This window comes from Enterobacter sp. MGH 24 (assembly GCF_000493015.1).
GTDB lineage: Bacteria > Pseudomonadota > Gammaproteobacteria > Enterobacterales > Enterobacteriaceae > Enterobacter.
On sequence record NZ_KI535657.1, the window covers coordinates 1,256,031 to 1,272,633 of the forward strand.

12 protein-coding genes, 4 tRNA genes, 3 rRNA genes and 1 riboswitch are annotated in these 16,603 nt (G+C 53.2%); of the genes, 3 read left to right on the plus strand and 16 right to left on the minus strand.

Translation table 11 applies throughout. The annotated features are described in order from the left end of the window. Positions 1–15: 15 nt before the first annotated feature. The 4 genes from ilvM to ilvL all read right to left on the minus strand — a co-directional run bounded on the left by ilvM (position 16) and on the right by ilvL (position 2,160). Entirely contained in the window at positions 16–279 is a 264-nt protein-coding gene (gene ilvM / locus L370_RS15835; protein ID WP_006179206.1) for an acetolactate synthase 2 small subunit, read from the minus strand. Continuing rightward, positions 276–1,922 carry an acetolactate synthase 2 catalytic subunit gene (gene ilvG, locus L370_RS15830; RefSeq protein WP_023333832.1) on the minus strand — a complete coding sequence of 549 codons (1,647 nt, stop codon included), beginning with the start codon at positions 1,920–1,922 and terminating at the stop codon, positions 276–278. Before ilvG ends, ilvM begins: the two co-directional genes overlap by 4 nt. Positions 1,923–1,924: 2 nt before the next feature. Next, the gene (gene ilvX / locus L370_RS23605) at positions 1,925–1,975 is read right to left on the minus strand and encodes a peptide IlvX (protein ID WP_166792073.1); all 51 of its coding nucleotides are present in this window, start codon (positions 1,973–1,975) and stop codon (positions 1,925–1,927) included. An 86-nt stretch (positions 1,976–2,061) separates the two neighbouring features. Continuing rightward, positions 2,062–2,160 (minus strand): ilv operon leader peptide, encoded by a 99-nt coding sequence (gene ilvL / locus L370_RS22590; protein ID WP_001311244.1) that lies wholly within the window; start codon positions 2,158–2,160, stop codon positions 2,062–2,064. A gap of 341 nt (positions 2,161–2,501) precedes the next feature. On the opposite strand from ilvL, the gene L370_RS15825 reads away from it, so the two are divergent. Then, positions 2,502–4,022 carry a YifB family Mg chelatase-like AAA ATPase gene (locus L370_RS15825; RefSeq protein ID WP_023333833.1) on the plus strand — a complete coding sequence of 507 codons (1,521 nt, stop codon included), beginning with the start codon at positions 2,502–2,504 and terminating at the stop codon, positions 4,020–4,022. A 29-nt stretch (positions 4,023–4,051) separates the two neighbouring features. Here L370_RS15825 and L370_RS15820 read toward each other — a convergent pair whose 3' ends face one another. Next, a complete protein-coding gene (locus L370_RS15820) occupies positions 4,052–4,390 on the minus strand; it encodes a MaoP family protein (protein WP_023309658.1) in 339 nt (112 codons plus the stop codon). Between the two features lie 118 nt (positions 4,391–4,508). On the opposite strand from L370_RS15820, the gene hdfR reads away from it, so the two are divergent. Further along, positions 4,509–5,330 carry an HTH-type transcriptional regulator HdfR gene (gene hdfR / locus L370_RS15815; RefSeq protein WP_023333834.1) on the plus strand — a complete coding sequence of 274 codons (822 nt, stop codon included), beginning with the start codon at positions 4,509–4,511 and terminating at the stop codon, positions 5,328–5,330. A gap of 99 nt (positions 5,331–5,429) precedes the next feature. Here the strand turns inward: hdfR and L370_RS15810 are convergent. The 9 genes from L370_RS15810 to btuB all read right to left on the minus strand — a co-directional run bounded on the left by L370_RS15810 (position 5,430) and on the right by btuB (position 13,863). Further along, a tRNA-Trp gene (locus L370_RS15810) sits at positions 5,430–5,505 on the minus strand. Between the two features lie 52 nt (positions 5,506–5,557). Then, a tRNA-Asp gene (locus tag L370_RS15805) sits at positions 5,558–5,634 on the minus strand. A 56-nt stretch (positions 5,635–5,690) separates the two neighbouring features. After that, positions 5,691–5,806 (minus strand): 5S ribosomal RNA (gene rrf / locus L370_RS15800). Positions 5,807–5,880: 74 nt separating this feature from the next. Then, positions 5,881–8,786 (minus strand): 23S ribosomal RNA (locus L370_RS15795). 180 nt (positions 8,787–8,966) lie between these two features. Further along, positions 8,967–9,042 (minus strand) — tRNA-Ala (locus tag L370_RS15790). Between the two features lie 108 nt (positions 9,043–9,150). Further along, a tRNA-Ile gene (locus L370_RS15785) sits at positions 9,151–9,227 on the minus strand. 69 nt (positions 9,228–9,296) lie between these two features. Beyond that, positions 9,297–10,838: ribosomal RNA gene (locus L370_RS15780) — 16S ribosomal RNA — on the minus strand. The 16S, 23S and 5S rRNA genes sit together here with 4 tRNA genes alongside, the layout of an rRNA operon. Positions 10,839–11,219: 381 nt before the next feature. Continuing rightward, on the minus strand, positions 11,220–12,071 hold the full coding sequence (murI, locus tag L370_RS15775; RefSeq protein WP_023333835.1) for a glutamate racemase: 852 nt from the start codon (positions 12,069–12,071) through the stop codon (positions 11,220–11,222). Then, positions 12,016–13,863 (minus strand): TonB-dependent vitamin B12 receptor BtuB, encoded by a 1,848-nt coding sequence (btuB, locus tag L370_RS15770; RefSeq protein WP_023333836.1) that lies wholly within the window; start codon positions 13,861–13,863, stop codon positions 12,016–12,018. The genes murI and btuB overlap by 56 nt, the downstream gene beginning before the upstream one ends. A gap of 65 nt (positions 13,864–13,928) precedes the next feature. Next, positions 13,929–14,104: riboswitch (cobalamin riboswitch) on the minus strand. A 104-nt stretch (positions 14,105–14,208) separates the two neighbouring features. On the opposite strand from btuB, the gene trmA reads away from it, so the two are divergent. After that, complete coding sequence (gene trmA, locus L370_RS15765; RefSeq protein WP_023333837.1) at positions 14,209–15,309, plus strand: tRNA (uridine(54)-C5)-methyltransferase TrmA; 1,101 nt, start codon at positions 14,209–14,211, stop codon at positions 15,307–15,309. A 90-nt stretch (positions 15,310–15,399) separates the two neighbouring features. Here trmA and L370_RS15760 read toward each other — a convergent pair whose 3' ends face one another. Together L370_RS15760 and fabR are read right to left on the minus strand one after the other, a co-directional pair. Further along, complete coding sequence (locus tag L370_RS15760) at positions 15,400–15,759, minus strand: YijD family membrane protein (protein ID WP_008501783.1); 360 nt, start codon at positions 15,757–15,759, stop codon at positions 15,400–15,402. A gap of 9 nt (positions 15,760–15,768) precedes the next feature. Continuing rightward, positions 15,769–16,407, minus strand: coding sequence for an HTH-type transcriptional repressor FabR (fabR, locus tag L370_RS15755; protein ID WP_008501784.1), 639 nt, complete (start codon positions 16,405–16,407; stop codon positions 15,769–15,771). Between the last annotated feature and the right edge of the window lie 196 nt (positions 16,408–16,603).

The window sequence follows — 16,603 nt, forward strand, 5'->3', positions numbered from 1 at the left end:
TTCGTCCTGTCACGCTTAAGCGCGGATTTGTTGTGATGTGGTTGTGCTCTGGCAGATGGCAACATGGGCAACGTCTACCAGCTTTGATAATTGACTAAACAGTAAGTCGACCGACCGCGGGCTGGCAACGGTTAATTCGATACTGATATTTTGGGCGTCAGTGGCCGTCTCCATATTCATAGAGCAAATCTGAAAACCACGATGACGCACCACGCGCAAAACGCGTTCTAAGGTTTCCGGGTTGAAGCGAGCCTGTACGGCGACCTGATGCTGCATCATGATAATTTCTCCATCATTTGTGAGTTACTGGCACCTGGCGGTACCAACGGCCAGACGTTCTCGAGTTCGTCGATTGAGACATGAAGCAGGTAAGGCCCATCGCTGTTCAACAGGGTGTCGAGCGCCGCTTCAACCTGATCTTTACGGGTAATGTGCTGACCAGGGATGCCGAAGGCGCTGGCCAGGGTGAGGAAGTCGGGGTTATCGGTGAGCGTCGTTTCGCTGTAGCGCTCCTGGAAGAACAGCTGTTGCCACTGGCGAACCATCCCTAAACGCTGGTTGTCGAGCAACACGATCTTCAGCGGCAACTGCTTACGCTTAACGGTGCCGAGCTCCTGAACGTTCATCATGAAGGAGCCGTCACCGGAGATACAGATAACGGTATCGTTCGGGCGGGCAACCTGCGCACCAACGGCAGCTGGCAGACCGAAGCCCATCGTCCCTAACCCGCTGGAGGTGATGAAGTTTTCCGGGCGGGTGTAGGTCATGTGCTGCGCGGACCACATCTGGTGCTGGCCTACGTCGGTGGTGACGACGCTGTCAGCCGGTTTACGGTCGGACAACTGCTTCAACAGCAGCGGCGCGTAGATGGCCTCGCCGGGGTGGTCGTAACGCCAGGCGTGCTCGGCGCGCATGTCTGCGGCGTGCTGACGCCATGGGTTGATATCCAGCGGCTGCTGCAATGCGGGTAACAGCGCGTTGAGATCGCCCTGCAGCGCAACGTGCGCCTGACGCAGCTTGTTCATCTCCGCCGGGTCGATATCCATATGAATGACTTTGGCGTTTGGCGCAAAGGTATTCAGCTTGCCGGTGACGCGGTCGTCAAAACGGGCACCTACGGCGATAAGCAAGTCGCACTCCTGCACCGCCAGGTTTGCCGCTTTGGTGCCGTGCATCCCCAGCATGCTCAGATAGTATGGGTAATCCGCATCGACAGCACCGAGACCTTTCAGCGTGCAGGTCGCTGGCATCTGCGTTGTTGCGATAAATTCGCGCAGAGCTGGAACGGCCTGCGCCATGCCGACGCCACCGCCGACGTACAGCATCGGCTGTTTTGCCTGCGCCAGCATCTGACGGGCCTCTTCAACCTCCGCATCCGGAAACGCATTGTCGCTTTCAACGGTCGAGAAGTGCGGCTCCAGATCGCCGAGTGCAACCTGGATATCTTTCGGGATATCGACCAGAACCGGACCAGGACGACCTGAGTTTGCCACTTCGAACGCTTCTGCCATTACGCGCGGCAGCTCTTCCAGAGACTGGACGAGGAAGCTGTGTTTGGTGCAGGCCAGCGATAAACCGAGGACGTCGACTTCCTGAAAAGCATCGGTACCGATAAACGGAGACGCCACCTGCCCGGTGATGGCGACAACGGGAACGGAATCCAGCAACGCGTCAGCCAGGCCGGTGATGAGGTTCGTTGCGCCCGGGCCTGAAGTTGCCATACACACGCCGGTTTTACCGGTCGCTCTGGCATAGCCGATGGCAGCCATCGCTGCGCCCTGCTCGTGTCGGCACAAGAGATGTTCCACGCCGCCGTCATACAGTGCATCGTAAATCGGCATAATTGCGCCACCCGGATAACCGAAGACTGTTTCGACTCCCTGCGCGCGCAACGCATGTACTACCCACTGTGCCCCATTCATAGTTAGTTCCCCGTCATAAATCGGGAGAAACAGAATTTTGTGCTAGTCGTCATTCTCTGCTCCTCATTTACGTTTTTTAGTCATAAAAAAACCCCCGGACCTTTCGGTGCGGGGGTCTTAGTTCGTTAAGGCTTGATTTCTAAGCCTTTCCTCGTCCAAGTGCAGCCCCGCACGGTGGGATAATAATCACCACCACGCTAATCACGACCAGGCTAATCACTCGTAGAAGGGCTGTCATTTTCAGTTCTTTTTGCATCTTGTTCGAAGGAATACCTAAAGAGTTATCACAGTTTTCAAATCAAACACAAGATTTATTTATGACGGATTTGATTAGGCAGCGAATCATATTTCTTAAAACCGTTGTTTTACATACGGAAATTAGAAAATGAATATTTTTCATTTTTTTACTGAGGTTCCAACCATCAAAACGGGGCTTTTTGCATTCTGCGAGGAGGCTTCCACGGTTATGCAATAGTTTCATTACGCGCTTAAAATCTCTGAACAGGCAGCGTAAATCCGCAAAATGACGCTAAAAAGACAAAGCAGGCGCTGGCATAGTCACACCAGGAGGTAGTGCAAATGTCACTGTCAGTTGTTTATACGCGTGCGGCTCTCGGGGTAAAGGCACCGCTTATTTCCGTCGAGGTTCATTTGAGTAATGGACTACCCGGCCTCACGCTTGTCGGGTTACCTGAAACGACGGTTAAGGAGGCCAGGGATCGCGTTCGCAGCGCAATAATAAATAGCGGTTATACCTTCCCCGCGAAGAAGATCACCATCAACCTTGCCCCTGCCGATCTGCCTAAAGAGGGGGGACGATACGATTTACCTATCGCAATTGCCCTTCTCGCGGCTTCTGAGCAGCTTAATACGACACGGCTAGGCTCGTATGAGTTCGTTGGCGAACTCGCGCTCACAGGCGCGTTAAGAGGCGTTCCCGGTGCGATATCGGGAGCGCTGGAAGCCATACGTGCAGGGCGGCAAATCATTGTCGCCAATGAAAACGCATCAGAAGTGAGTCTTATCGCCGAGAAGGGGTGTCTCATCGCGGGGCATTTACAGGAAGTTTGTGCCTGGCTGGAAGGGCGACATGAACTGTCCGAGCCGGAGGAGTGTGATGATGTTATAGCGGATGCACCAGAGGATCTCAGCGAGATTATGGGACAGGAGCAAGGGAAACGGGCGCTAGAGATTACGGCTGCAGGTGGACACAATCTTCTGTTAATTGGTCCGCCGGGTACGGGTAAAACGATGCTGGCAAGCAGGTTGAGCGGGTTGCTTCCACCGCTCAATAATCATGAAGCGCTGGAAAGCGCCGCCATATACAGCCTTATCAGTTCTACGTCGTTGCAAAAACAGTGGCGCCGCCGTCCTTTTCGTTCTCCGCATCATAGCGCTTCACTAACGGCAATGGTCGGCGGAGGGTCTATCCCCGGGCCGGGAGAGATCTCGCTGGCACACCATGGCATTCTGTTTCTTGATGAGCTGCCTGAGTTTGAGCGCCGCGTGCTGGATGCACTGAGGGAACCCATTGAATCTGGTGAGATACATATCTCACGCACGCGGGCCAAAATAAGCTATCCCGCGCAGTTTCAGCTGGTTGCGGCGATGAATCCCAGCCCGACGGGTCACTACCAGGGCAACCATAACCGCTGTACGCCAGAGCAGACGTTGCGCTATCTGGGTAAGTTATCCGGTCCGTTCCTCGACCGTTTCGATTTATCCCTCGAAATACCCCTTCCCCCGCCGGGTCTGCTCAGGCAAACAGGCATAACAGGTGAAAGCTCAGCGGATGTACGCGAGCGGGTGATTGCAGCCCAGACACGCCAGTACGCCCGCCAGAACAGGCTGAATGCACGGCTGGATAATGCCGGGATCCGGCAGTTTTGTTCTCTTAACGTTGAGGATGCGGGATGGCTGGAGGAGACGTTGACGCGGTTCGGGCTGTCCATACGTGCGTGGCAGCGTTTGTTGAAAGTGGCCAGAACCATTGCTGACGTCGAGGGGTGCACTGACATTGAGAGGAAACATTTGCAGGAGGCGCTGAGCTACCGCGCTATCGATCGTTTACTGCTGCATTTGCAGAAATTGCTGGCATAAAAAAGGGGCCGTAGCCCCTTCTCTTCATTTTAATCATCAGACTCGGTGTAGTCTTCTGCACCTTCCATCTGCGGCTTACCGCCAGACAGCGTATGGAAGCGCTTTGGACGCTTAATGCGCGCCATGTACTTGATCCATACACGTTCCGCTTCAGACTCCGGCTCACGCTCACCACGGCAAACAGAAACAAACTGTTTTTCGTCTTCGGTAGCAGGTTCACGCTTACCCAGATCCAGCTCGTTAAAGGCATAACCATGGCGCTCAAGCAGCTGCGCCTCTTTGATGGTGAAATCGCCGTGACGAGAGAACCCGCGCGGATAATGTTTATTGTCGAAAAAACGATTAGTCGTCGTAAAGCTTTCCGCCATCCTACACGCTCCTAATTCTTTGGCCGAGCTATTTATGGCGCGGAGTATTAGTTACGCTTGACAGAGTGTAAAACAAAACATTTAAATCATAACGACAAATAATTTTGCGGAGAAAGATGTGGATACGGAATTGCTTAAAACTTTCCTTGAAGTGAGCAGAACACGCCACTTTGGGCGAGCAGCTGAAGCCCTTTACCTGACGCAGTCAGCAGTCAGTTTTCGTATTCGACAGCTGGAAAATCAATTGGGTGTGAATCTTTTTACCCGCCATCGCAACAATATTCGCTTAACGCCTGCCGGCGAGAAACTGCTGCCGTACGCAGAAACGCTGATGAATACCTGGCAGGCGGCACGTAAAGAGGTGGCACATACTTCGAGGCATAATGAGTTCTCGATAGGGGCCAGCGCTTCTCTGTGGGAATGCATGCTAAGTCAGTGGCTTACCCGGCTATATCACTCACACGGGCACCTGCAATTTGAGGCCAGGATTGCACAGCGGCAGTCTCTGGTTAAGCAACTTCATGAGCGTCAACTTGATCTTCTGATCACCACCGAAGCACCCAAGATGGACGAATTTAGCAGCCAGATTGTGGGGCAGTTTGGCCTTGCGCTTTATGCCTCTGAACCTTCGATGATGAAGGCTGACCTGACCTATTTACGCCTGGAATGGGGGCCGGATTTCCAGCAGCATGAGACGGGATTGATTGCACCTGATGATGTTCCGCAGTTAACGACCAGCTCTGCAGAGATCGCCTGTCAGCAGCTGTCACTGCTGAAAGGTTGTACCTGGTTACCTGTTAGCTGGGCAGACACTAAAGCGGGGCTGCACACCGTGATGGATTCCACCACGCTTACCAGGCCGCTATATGCAATTTGGCTGCAAAACAGCGATAAGCAATCGCAGATAAAAGATCTGTTAAAAATCAATGTAATGGATTGATACATCAGCCAGCAGGAATGCTGGCTGAAAATTAAGAAGAGCGTTTTTTGCAGCGTTTCAGGCAAAAAAAAATCCTTTGCCGAAGCAAAGGATTCTATATGGCAGGGGCGGAGAGACTCGAACTCGCGACACCCGGTTTTGGAGACCGGTGCTCTACCAACTGAGCTACGCCCCTAAAGTTTTTGCCATTAAGCCTGCCAATTAGGCAGGCTTAATGTCTTAATAAGTGGCGGAACGGACGGGACTCGAACCCGCGACCCCCTGCGTGACAGGCAGGTATTCTAACCGACTGAACTACCGCTCCACCGAAGACTGCTTGTAACCACCAGATTTATGCACCGGCTTACTACTTAATTTGATGCCTGGCAGTTCCCTACTCTCACATGGGGAGACCCCACACTACCATCGGCGCTACGGCGTTTCACTTCTGAGTTCGGCATGGGGTCAGGTGGGACCACCGCGCTAAAGCCGCCAGGCAAATTCTGTTAAATCTGTATCAAAGCTGAAAATATCGTGTCTGTCTCATCCGCCGAAACAGCTTCGGCGTTGTAAGGTTAAGCCTCACGGTTCATTAGTATCGGTTAGCTCAACGCATCGCTGCGCTTACACACCCGACCTATCAACGTCGTAGTCTTCAACGTTCCTTCAGGAGACTTAAAGTCTCAGGGAGAACTCATCTCGGGGCAAGTTTCGTGCTTAGATGCTTTCAGCACTTATCTTTTCCGCATTTAGCTACCGGGCAATGCCATTGGCATGACAACCCGAACACCAGTGATGCGTCCACTCCGGTCCTCTCGTACTAGGAGCAGCCCCCCTCAATTCTCCAGCGCCCACGGCAGATAGGGACCGAACTGTCTCACGACGTTCTAAACCCAGCTCGCGTACCACTTTAAATGGCGAACAGCCATACCCTTGGGACCTACTTCAGCCCCAGGATGTGATGAGCCGACATCGAGGTGCCAAACACCGCCGTCGATATGAACTCTTGGGCGGTATCAGCCTGTTATCCCCGGAGTACCTTTTATCCGTTGAGCGATGGCCCTTCCATTCAGAACCACCGGATCACTATGACCTGCTTTCGCACCTGCTCGAGCCGTCACTCTCGCAGTCAAGCTAGCTTATGCCATTGCACTAACCTCCTGATGTCCGACCAGGATTAGCTAACCTTCGTGCTCCTCCGTTACTCTTTGGGAGGAGACCGCCCCAGTCAAACTACCCACCAGACACTGTCCGCAACCCGGATTACGGGTCTACGTTAGAACACCAGCCATTAAAGGGTGGTATTTCAAGGTTGGCTCCACGCAGACTGGCGTCCACGCTTCAAAGCCTCCCACCTATCCTACACATCAAGGACCAGTGTTCAGTGTCAAGCTATAGTAAAGGTTCACGGGGTCTTTCCGTCTTGCCGCGGGTACACTGCATCTTCACAGCGAGTTCAATTTCACTGAGTCTCGGGTGGAGACAGCCTGGCCATCATTACGCCATTCGTGCAGGTCGGAACTTACCCGACAAGGAATTTCGCTACCTTAGGACCGTTATAGTTACGGCCGCCGTTTACCGGGGCTTCGATCAAGAGCTTCGCGTTGCCGCTAACCCCATCAATTAACCTTCCGGCACCGGGCAGGCGTCACACCGTATACGTCCACTTTCGTGTTTGCACAGTGCTGTGTTTTTAATAAACAGTTGCAGCCAGCTGGTATCTTCGACTGATTTCAGCTCCACCCGCAGGGGCTTCACCTACATATCAGCGTGCCTTCTCCCGAAGTTACGGCACCATTTTGCCTAGTTCCTTCACCCGAGTTCTCTCAAGCGCCTTGGTATTCTCTACCTGACCACCTGTGTCGGTTTGGGGTACGATTTCGTGTTACCTGATGCTTAGAGGCTTTTCCTGGAAGCAGGGCATTTGTTACTTCAGCACCGTAGTGCCTCGTCATCACACCTCAGCGTTAATAAACGACCGGATTTACCTAATCGTTCCGCCTACATGCTTAAACCGGGACAACCGTCGCCCGGCTAACATAGCCTTCTCCGTCCCCCCTTCGCAGTAACACCAAGTACAGGAATATTAACCTGTTTCCCATCGACTACGCCTTTCGGCCTCGCCTTAGGGGTCGACTCACCCTGCCCCGATTAACGTTGGACAGGAACCCTTGGTCTTCCGGCGAGCGGGCTTTTCACCCGCTTTATCGTTACTTATGTCAGCATTCGCACTTCTGATACCTCCAGCATGCCTCACAGCACACCTTCAACGGCTTACAGAACGCTCCCCTACCCAACAACACCTAAGTGTCGCTGCCGCAGCTTCGGTGCATGGTTTAGCCCCGTTACATCTTCCGCGCAGGCCGACTCGACCAGTGAGCTATTACGCTTTCTTTAAATGATGGCTGCTTCTAAGCCAACATCCTGGCTGTCTGTGCCTTCCCACATCGTTTCCCACTTAACCATGACTTTGGGACCTTAGCTGGCGGTCTGGGTTGTTTCCCTCTTCACGACGGACGTTAGCACCCGCCGTGTGTCTCCCGTGATAACATTCTTCGGTATTCGTAGTTTGCATCGGGTTGGTAAGCCGGGATGGCCCCCTAGCCGAAACAGTGCTCTACCCCCGAAGATGAGTTCACGAGGCGCTACCTAAATAGCTTTCGGGGAGAACCAGCTATCTCCCGGTTTGATTGGCCTTTCACCCCCAGCCACAAGTCATCCGCTAATTTTTCAACATTAGTCGGTTCGGTCCTCCAGTTAGTGTTACCCAACCTTCAACCTGCCCATGGCTAGATCACCGGGTTTCGGGTCTATACCCTGCAACTTAACGCCCAGTTAAGACTCGGTTTCCCTTCGGCTCCCCTATACGGTTAACCTTGCTACAGAATATAAGTCGCTGACCCATTATACAAAAGGTACGCAGTCACACCACGAAGGTGCTCCCACTGCTTGTACGTACACGGTTTCAGGTTCTTTTTCACTCCCCTCGCCGGGGTTCTTTTCGCCTTTCCCTCACGGTACTGGTTCACTATCGGTCAGTCAGGAGTATTTAGCCTTGGAGGATGGTCCCCCCATATTCAGACAGGATACCACGTGTCCCGCCCTACTCTTCGAGTTCACAACCTGTGTGTTTTCGTGTACGGGACTGTCACCCTGTACCGTGCGACTTTCCAGACGCTTCCACTAACACACAAGCTGATTCAGACTCTGGGCTGCTCCCCGTTCGCTCGCCGCTACTGGGGGAATCTCGGTTGATTTCTTTTCCTCGGGGTACTTAGATGTTTCAGTTCCCCCGGTTCGCCTCGTTAACCTATGTATTCAGTTAACGATAGTGTGACGAATCACACTGGGTTTCCCCATTCGGACATCGCCGGGTCAAAGGTTCATATCACCTCGCCGGCGCTTTTCGCAGATTAGCACGTCCTTCATCGCCTCTGACTGCCAGGGCATCCACCGTGTACGCTTAGTCGCTTAACCTCACAACCCGAAGATGTTTCTTTCGATTCATCATCGACTTGCGAAAATTTGAGAGACTCGAACACACATAACATGTGTGTCGTTTCAATTTTCAGCTTGATCCAGATTTTTAAAGAGCAAAACTTCGCAGTGCACCTTTTCAGGTTCACTCTGAAGTTTTCTTGTGTTCGCAGTAAAAGATGGTGGAGCTATGCGGGATCGAACCGCAGACCTCCTGCGTGCAAAGCAGGCGCTCTCCCAGCTGAGCTATAGCCCCATCGTTTTGCCAACCTCTGTACCGGTAATTTTTGTTGAGGCAAGGCGTGGTGACACGAAGCATACTGAAGTATGTGAGTGTCGCCGCAACGCAGCATCAGCAAAAATTTGGTAGGCCTGAGTGGACTTGAACCACCGACCTCACCCTTATCAGGGGTGCGCTCTAACCACCTGAGCTACAAGCCTGCAGAGATTTTTACTGCTGTTTTTCATCAGACAATCTGTGTGAGCACTGCAAAGGCAGGTTCTTTAAGGTAAGGAGGTGATCCAACCGCAGGTTCCCCTACGGTTACCTTGTTACGACTTCACCCCAGTCATGAATCACAAAGTGGTAAGCGCCCTCCCGAAGGTTAAGCTACCTACTTCTTTTGCAACCCACTCCCATGGTGTGACGGGCGGTGTGTACAAGGCCCGGGAACGTATTCACCGTAGCATTCTGATCTACGATTACTAGCGATTCCGACTTCATGGAGTCGAGTTGCAGACTCCAATCCGGACTACGACGCACTTTATGAGGTCCGCTTGCTCTCGCGAGGTCGCTTCTCTTTGTATGCGCCATTGTAGCACGTGTGTAGCCCTACTCGTAAGGGCCATGATGACTTGACGTCATCCCCACCTTCCTCCAGTTTATCACTGGCAGTCTCCTTTGAGTTCCCGGCCGAACCGCTGGCAACAAAGGATAAGGGTTGCGCTCGTTGCGGGACTTAACCCAACATTTCACAACACGAGCTGACGACAGCCATGCAGCACCTGTCTCAGAGTTCCCGAAGGCACCAATCCATCTCTGGAAAGTTCTCTGGATGTCAAGAGTAGGTAAGGTTCTTCGCGTTGCATCGAATTAAACCACATGCTCCACCGCTTGTGCGGGCCCCCGTCAATTCATTTGAGTTTTAACCTTGCGGCCGTACTCCCCAGGCGGTCGACTTAACGCGTTAGCTCCGGAAGCCACGCCTCAAGGGCACAACCTCCAAGTCGACATCGTTTACGGCGTGGACTACCAGGGTATCTAATCCTGTTTGCTCCCCACGCTTTCGCACCTGAGCGTCAGTCTTTGTCCAGGGGGCCGCCTTCGCCACCGGTATTCCTCCAGATCTCTACGCATTTCACCGCTACACCTGGAATTCTACCCCCCTCTACAAGACTCTAGCCTGCCAGTTTCGAATGCAGTTCCCAGGTTGAGCCCGGGGATTTCACATCCGACTTGACAGACCGCCTGCGTGCGCTTTACGCCCAGTAATTCCGATTAACGCTTGCACCCTCCGTATTACCGCGGCTGCTGGCACGGAGTTAGCCGGTGCTTCTTCTGCGGGTAACGTCAATTGCTGAGGTTATTAACCTCAACACCTTCCTCCCCGCTGAAAGTACTTTACAACCCGAAGGCCTTCTTCATACACGCGGCATGGCTGCATCAGGCTTGCGCCCATTGTGCAATATTCCCCACTGCTGCCTCCCGTAGGAGTCTGGACCGTGTCTCAGTTCCAGTGTGGCTGGTCATCCTCTCAGACCAGCTAGGGATCGTCGCCTAGGTGAGCCGTTACCCCACCTACTAGCTAATCCCATCTGGGCACATCTGATGGCAAGAGGCCCGAAGGTCCCCCTCTTTGGTCTTGCGACGTTATGCGGTATTAGCTACCGTTTCCAGTAGTTATCCCCCTCCATCAGGCAGTTTCCCAGACATTACTCACCCGTCCGCCGCTCGCCGGCAAAGTAGCAAGCTACTTCCCGCTGCCGCTCGACTTGCATGTGTTAGGCCTGCCGCCAGCGTTCAATCTGAGCCATGATCAAACTCTTCAATTTAAGTTTGATGCTCGTGAATTAAACTTCGTAATGAATTACGTATGTTCACTCAGAGACTTGGTATTCATTTTTCGTCCGAGGACGTTAAGAATCCATGTCACTTTGAGTGCCCACACAGATTGTCTGATAAATTGTTAAAGAGCAGTGCAACGCGGCTTTCGCTCACCGTTGCGAGGTCCCGTATATTACGTTTTCCTCATTCAGAGTCAAGCAATTATTTTCGCTTTTCTCTGCTGGCGTTCATCTCTGAACCCCGCTAACCCGGCGGCCTGTAAGCCGTTGTTCCGTGTCAGTGGAGGCGCATTATAGGGAGTTCTCAGACGTTGACAACCCCTCTTTTAAAAAAAACTTTCAACCGTCTCTTTTTTGCTCAAAACCGTGCTACAGCGCCAGTTTTTCGAGCGTTTCAAAGCCATAACGGCGTAAAACGGGTAAAAGTTGCTCAGTCTCTTTCGTGAGGGCCATACAAAACGCGATATTCGCATCGGTAGATTTCGCATCTGGCGCTTCATGCTCCAGCAGCCATGCGGTGCGACGGGCGATAGCGGCACCGGAATCCACCAGGCGCGTCCCTTCCGGCAGCACCTCTAATAGCTCTTCCTGTAATAGCGGGAAGTGGGTGCAGCCCAGCACAACGGTATCCGGGGGTTCGGGCATCCGCAGCCACGGACGAAGAATACGACGCAGCTCGTCGAGTGATACCGCCTTTCCATGCAGCTTCGCTTCCGCCATCTCCACCAGCTCAGCCGAACCCAGCATCGCAATCTGGCATTCATTGGCAAAACGATCGATCAGCTCGCGGGTATAAGGACGCTTCACCGTGCCTCGCGTTGCCAGCAACCCCACAATGCCGTTCGCCGTCAGACGCGCAGCAGGCTTTATTGCAGGAACGACACCCACAACCGGGAACGGGAATTTTTCACGCAGGGCGGGAAGAGAAACGGTGCTCGCCGTATTACAGGCGATAACGGCCAGCGCAAGGGGATAGCGCTTTTGTACGGCGGTGACGATTTCAACCACACGCTCAACAATAAAATCTTCGCTTTTTTCCCCGTACGGGAAAGCGACGTTATCGAAGGCGTAGATGTAATGGAGATCCGGCAGAAGATGCCGAATCTCATCATAGACCGAAAGCCCACCGACGCCGGAATCAAACACCAGCACGGTGGGACGCGGATTAGAAGGTGTAGCTGCCAGACAAGGTGTATTCCCGTCCTGCAGTTTGGTAGCCATAAACTGTCTCGTAATCTTTATCGAACAGGTTGGCTATTTTACCACGAACTGTGAGATGTGAGGTGACAGGATACGAAACTGCGACATCCCACAGGCTTACACCGCCCATTTTTACTTTCTCAGACGGATAAGTACCAAAGTCAGTGTCGTAACGCGTACCGAGGTAGTGATAAGTCAGGCTCCAGTCGAAATCATAGATCTGCGTATCGAGCTGATATTTCACCTGCTGTTTAGCACGACGGTCCAGAAGTTCGTTGGTTGCGGCATTGCGGGCATCCACATAGTCGTAGCCTACAGTATGCGTCAACGGGCCCGTATCAAATGATGCTGTCGCTTCCACACCTTTGATGCGTGCTTTACCGACGTTGTAATATTGCTGGAGGTTATTATTGAAGTCGATGAGATTATCAACGTCATTACGGTAGCCGGAGACGCGCCAGCTCACGCCCGCCGTCAGGCCTTCAAACGCACCTTCCCACTGCTTGCTCTCTTCTGGATCAAGATGGTCATTGCCATATAAACCATAAAGTTGACCCAGATTCGGTGCTTTATAGGCCGTACCATAAGAAGCAACAAAGCGGTAACCCTCCACGAACTCCCAGGCCGCACTACTTTGCCAGGTACCATGGCGACCGAACTGAGAGTTGTCATCGCTGCGAACCGCGCCTTCCAGAGTGAAGTCACCAAACTGCTGCAACCCGGTCAGGTAAACGCCGGTGTTACGCAGGTCGTAGCCGTTGGTCACGTAGTTTGTACCCGGTTCAGTGCTCTGCTTCTGCCAGTCAACGCCCGCGCCAATGTTTCCATGGCCAACATCAACGGAGTTGATCCACTGGACGTTGTACTGTTTGATTTCATCCAGCGTGGCTGTCGAATCGTAGCGGCCCAAATTTGGGTCGTAGTTATAGTCCTTGCTGTGGCTATAGCTGGTGAGCAACTGTGAATGGAAGATGTCATCGTTGAAGCGCAATCCTGCATCCCAGGTCTGACTATAGAGCTGGCGGGTATCGACCAGTACGTTAGGGGTAAATGAACTGTAGTAAGCGTCGTAGGCGGTACGGTTGCTGTAGCCAAAGCCGCGAACAAATCCGCTCCACTGCTCCGAGAATGCGTGATCCAGTGCACCATAGAGCGTTTTATTCATAAAGCCGTCGCGATCGGTCTGGGCAAGACCACCATTGTTGCCGTCTGCAACCACATCAAACCCTTTGGTATAGGTGTAATCACCCGCAAGCGTGACGCGCGTGCTGTCGCCCAATGTTTGCTGAGTACTGCCGCCATAATTCTGGTAACCATGCGACCCTACACCTGCATTCAGCGTGGTACCGTCCTTCGCGCGAGTGGTAATAATGTTTACAACTCCGCCGATCGCGTCCGAGCCGTATACCGCCGAACGCGGACCACGCACATATTCGATACGCTGCACCAGAGAGATCGGGAACTGGCTGAGATCGGATGACCCCGTAACGCCAGCCTGATTAAGGCGGATCCCATCAACAAGAATCAGGACGTGGCTGGAGTTGGTGCCACGTATAAAGAGAGAAGAGAGTTGCCCCATCCCACCACTTTGCGCCGTATCCACGCCGGGCAGGCGACGCATAACATCCAGGACCGAGGTTGACTGCCAACGGTCAATATCGGCACGCGTAACAACCGTGTTTGCAGCCAGAATAGTTTTTTCAGGTTGTTCAAAACGATTTGCCGTCACCACCAACGAGTCGGCGCTATCCTGCGCCCAGCCCGAAAATGCCGTGACGGACAGCGCCGTCAACAGCGATACTTTTTTAATCATTGTTAAAGCATCCACAATATAAGAAGGATGCCGCAGGCCTCATCGATAGCACGCGATGATGAAACCAAATGCGACGTGATCCCGGCAGGTCTTCGGGCTAGGTGGCATATAAGGATGAAGACTTCCCATTTTCACAGTGTCTACAACGCTCATCCCGCCAGACTTTACCGCTGCGCGTCAGCTCCAGATTTACACTGGATTCCCTTTTCACTCTCAGGAGACCGGAAACAGAATGCTACAATTAGACACGTATAGATGTCCAGACAGCTATTGGCCATTAAATCTGGACATCCCCTGAACAATGCCTACAATCCCCGCGTAATTCATTATCACTCAGGACGCATCATGACCCCAGAACACCTCCCGACAGAACAGTACGACGCGCAGCTGGCAGAGAAAGTTGTCCGCCTGCAGAGTATGATGACGCCTTTCAACGCGCCCGTTCCCGAGGTGTTCCGCTCCCCTGTCAGCCATTACCGCATGCGCGCCGAGTTCCGCATCTGGCACGACGGTGACGACCTGTACCACATCATTTTCGATCAGCAGACGAAGTCCCGTATCCGCGTGGATAGCTTTCCGGCGGCGAGCGAGCTCATTAACCAATTAATGACGCTGATAATGGACGGCGTGCGCAACAATCCGGTACTGCGTAACAAGCTGTTCCAGATTGACTACCTGACCACGCAAAGCAATCAGGCGATTGTCTCTCTGCTGTATCACAAAGCGCTTAACGACGAGTGGCGCGAGCAGGCAGAAGCCCTGCGCGATGCGCTGCGTGCGCAGAACATCAACGTTCACCTGATTGGCCGCGCGACAAAAACCAAAATCATGTTGGATCAGGACTACATCGACGAGCGTCTGCCGGTGGCGGGTAAAGAGATGGTGTATCGCCAGGTTGAGAACAGCTTCACCCAGCCGAACGCCGCGATGAACGTGCAGATGCTGGAGTGGGCGCTGAAGGCGACGGAAGGGTCAACGGGCGATCTGCTTGAGCTCTACTGCGGTAACGGCAACTTCTCGCTGGCGCTGGCGCGTAACTTCGATCGCGTCCTGGCAACGGAAATCGCCAAGCCGTCGGTGGCCGCCGCGCAGTACAACATTGCCGCTAACCATATCGACAACGTGCAGATCATTCGTATGGCCGCAGAAGAGTTCACGCAGGCCATGAACGGCGTACGCCAGTTTAACCGCCTGGAAGGGATCGATCTGAAGAGCTACCAGTGTGAGACGATTTTTGTCGACCCGCCGCGCAGCGGCCTGGACAGCGAAACCGAAAAGATGGTGCAGGCGTACCCGCGTATTTTATACATCTCCTGTAACCCGGAGACGCTGTGCAAGAACCTCGAAACATTAGGCCAGACGCACAAGGTTGAACGTCTGGCACTGTTCGATCAGTTCCCGTATACGCACCATATGGAGTGTGGCGTACTGCTCACGGCGAAGTAATGTGAGCCTTGTAGGGCAGGTAAGCGAAGCGCCACCTGCCAAAAAAGCCGGATGGCGCTTCGCTTATCCGGCCTACAATGACAAAACCCTTTACTCTGGTAACTGGCTCTTACGGCTACGCATGCGCGAACCAATCCAGAACACCAGCGCCACAGACAGTACCGCAGGGAAGAAGTTAGAGCCGATATCCGGATACTCCGCGCGCACCACGGTGCTATACAGCAATACGCCCAGAATAAAGCAGGCAGCGGCCAGCCCCGGTAACCCCACCGGCATGGTGCGGTTCAGGTAACGTTGATGCAGGCAGTAAACCGTCAGCACCAGCGCAATAAGCGGGAAAATCGAAAACGGCACGATTGAGCTAAAAATAGCCGCAAACGTACCATTAATGGATAAGCCAGCGATCAATGCCAGCAACAGCGTCCCTTTATCCTGACCTGACTGTTTCATTACTCACCTTCACTCTTCGGTTTGATGTGCCAGTTTCTCTTGTTCACGGCGATACCAGTAGTACGCGCCTTTGGAGATCATCCTGAGCTGCAATACCAGTCGCTCTTCGAGCTGTTTGCGTTGTTCAATGCTGACATCCAGCGCTTCGGCACCCGCGCTGAAAACAATCGTCACCATCGCCTCGGCCTGTGCTTCAGTAAACGCACGCGGCATATGGTTTTCGAGTTCAAGATAGTCGGCAAGTTCCGCGATGAAGTGCTGAATTTCACGCGCGACGGCGGCACGAAACGCCGCCGACGTGCCCGAACGCTCGCGCAGTAACAGACGAAACGCGTTGGGGTTATTGCCGATAAATTCCATAAAGGTCGATACGGAGGTGCGGATCACGCTGCCCCCTTTGGCGATACGCTGACGCGCCTGGCGCATCAGCTGGCGCAGCATTAAACCGCTCTCGTCGACCATGGTCAGGCCCAGTTCATCCACGTCACGGAAATGACGATAGAAGGACGTTGGCGCAATCCCGGCCTCGCGTGCGACTTCGCGCAGGCTCAAACTGGCAAAACTCCGCTCAGCACTCAGTTGACTGAATGCGGCTTCCACCAGCGAACGCCGGGTTTTCTCTTTTTGTTGTGCTCTTACGCCCATCACGATAGTTGAATCCTTCCAAAGGCCTGATGGCACTATACCAGAGAATAAAATTAATCTGTTTGCCTGGCTTTGTGAATGATTGTTTACGTGCGGTTTGTGCTCCACTGCCGGAAAAAAGCACAACGATAATTGGGTTACTCTGGCAATGATGTTATGATTCTGTTGCTTTTATGTATAAGAACAGGTAAGCCTTGCC

Coding starts and splice junctions, on each gene's coding strand:
- trmA (WP_023333837.1), top strand. CDS start 14,209: ATGACCCCAGAACACCTCCCGACAGAACAGTACGACGCGCAGCTGGCA.
- ilvL (WP_001311244.1), bottom strand. CDS start 2,160: ATGACAGCCCTTCTACGAGTGATTAGCCTGGTCGTGATTAGCGTGGTG.
- L370_RS15760 (WP_008501783.1), bottom strand. CDS start 15,759: ATGAAACAGTCAGGTCAGGATAAAGGGACGCTGTTGCTGGCATTGATC.
- L370_RS15820 (WP_023309658.1), bottom strand. CDS start 4,390: ATGGCGGAAAGCTTTACGACGACTAATCGTTTTTTCGACAATAAACAT.
- murI (WP_023333835.1), bottom strand. CDS start 12,071: ATGGCTACCAAACTGCAGGACGGGAATACACCTTGTCTGGCAGCTACA.
- L370_RS15825 (WP_023333833.1), top strand. CDS start 2,502: ATGTCACTGTCAGTTGTTTATACGCGTGCGGCTCTCGGGGTAAAGGCA.
- btuB (WP_023333836.1), bottom strand. CDS start 13,863: ATGATTAAAAAAGTATCGCTGTTGACGGCGCTGTCCGTCACGGCATTT.
- ilvM (WP_006179206.1), bottom strand. CDS start 279: ATGATGCAGCATCAGGTCGCCGTACAGGCTCGCTTCAACCCGGAAACC.
- ilvG (WP_023333832.1), bottom strand. CDS start 1,922: ATGAATGGGGCACAGTGGGTAGTACATGCGTTGCGCGCGCAGGGAGTC.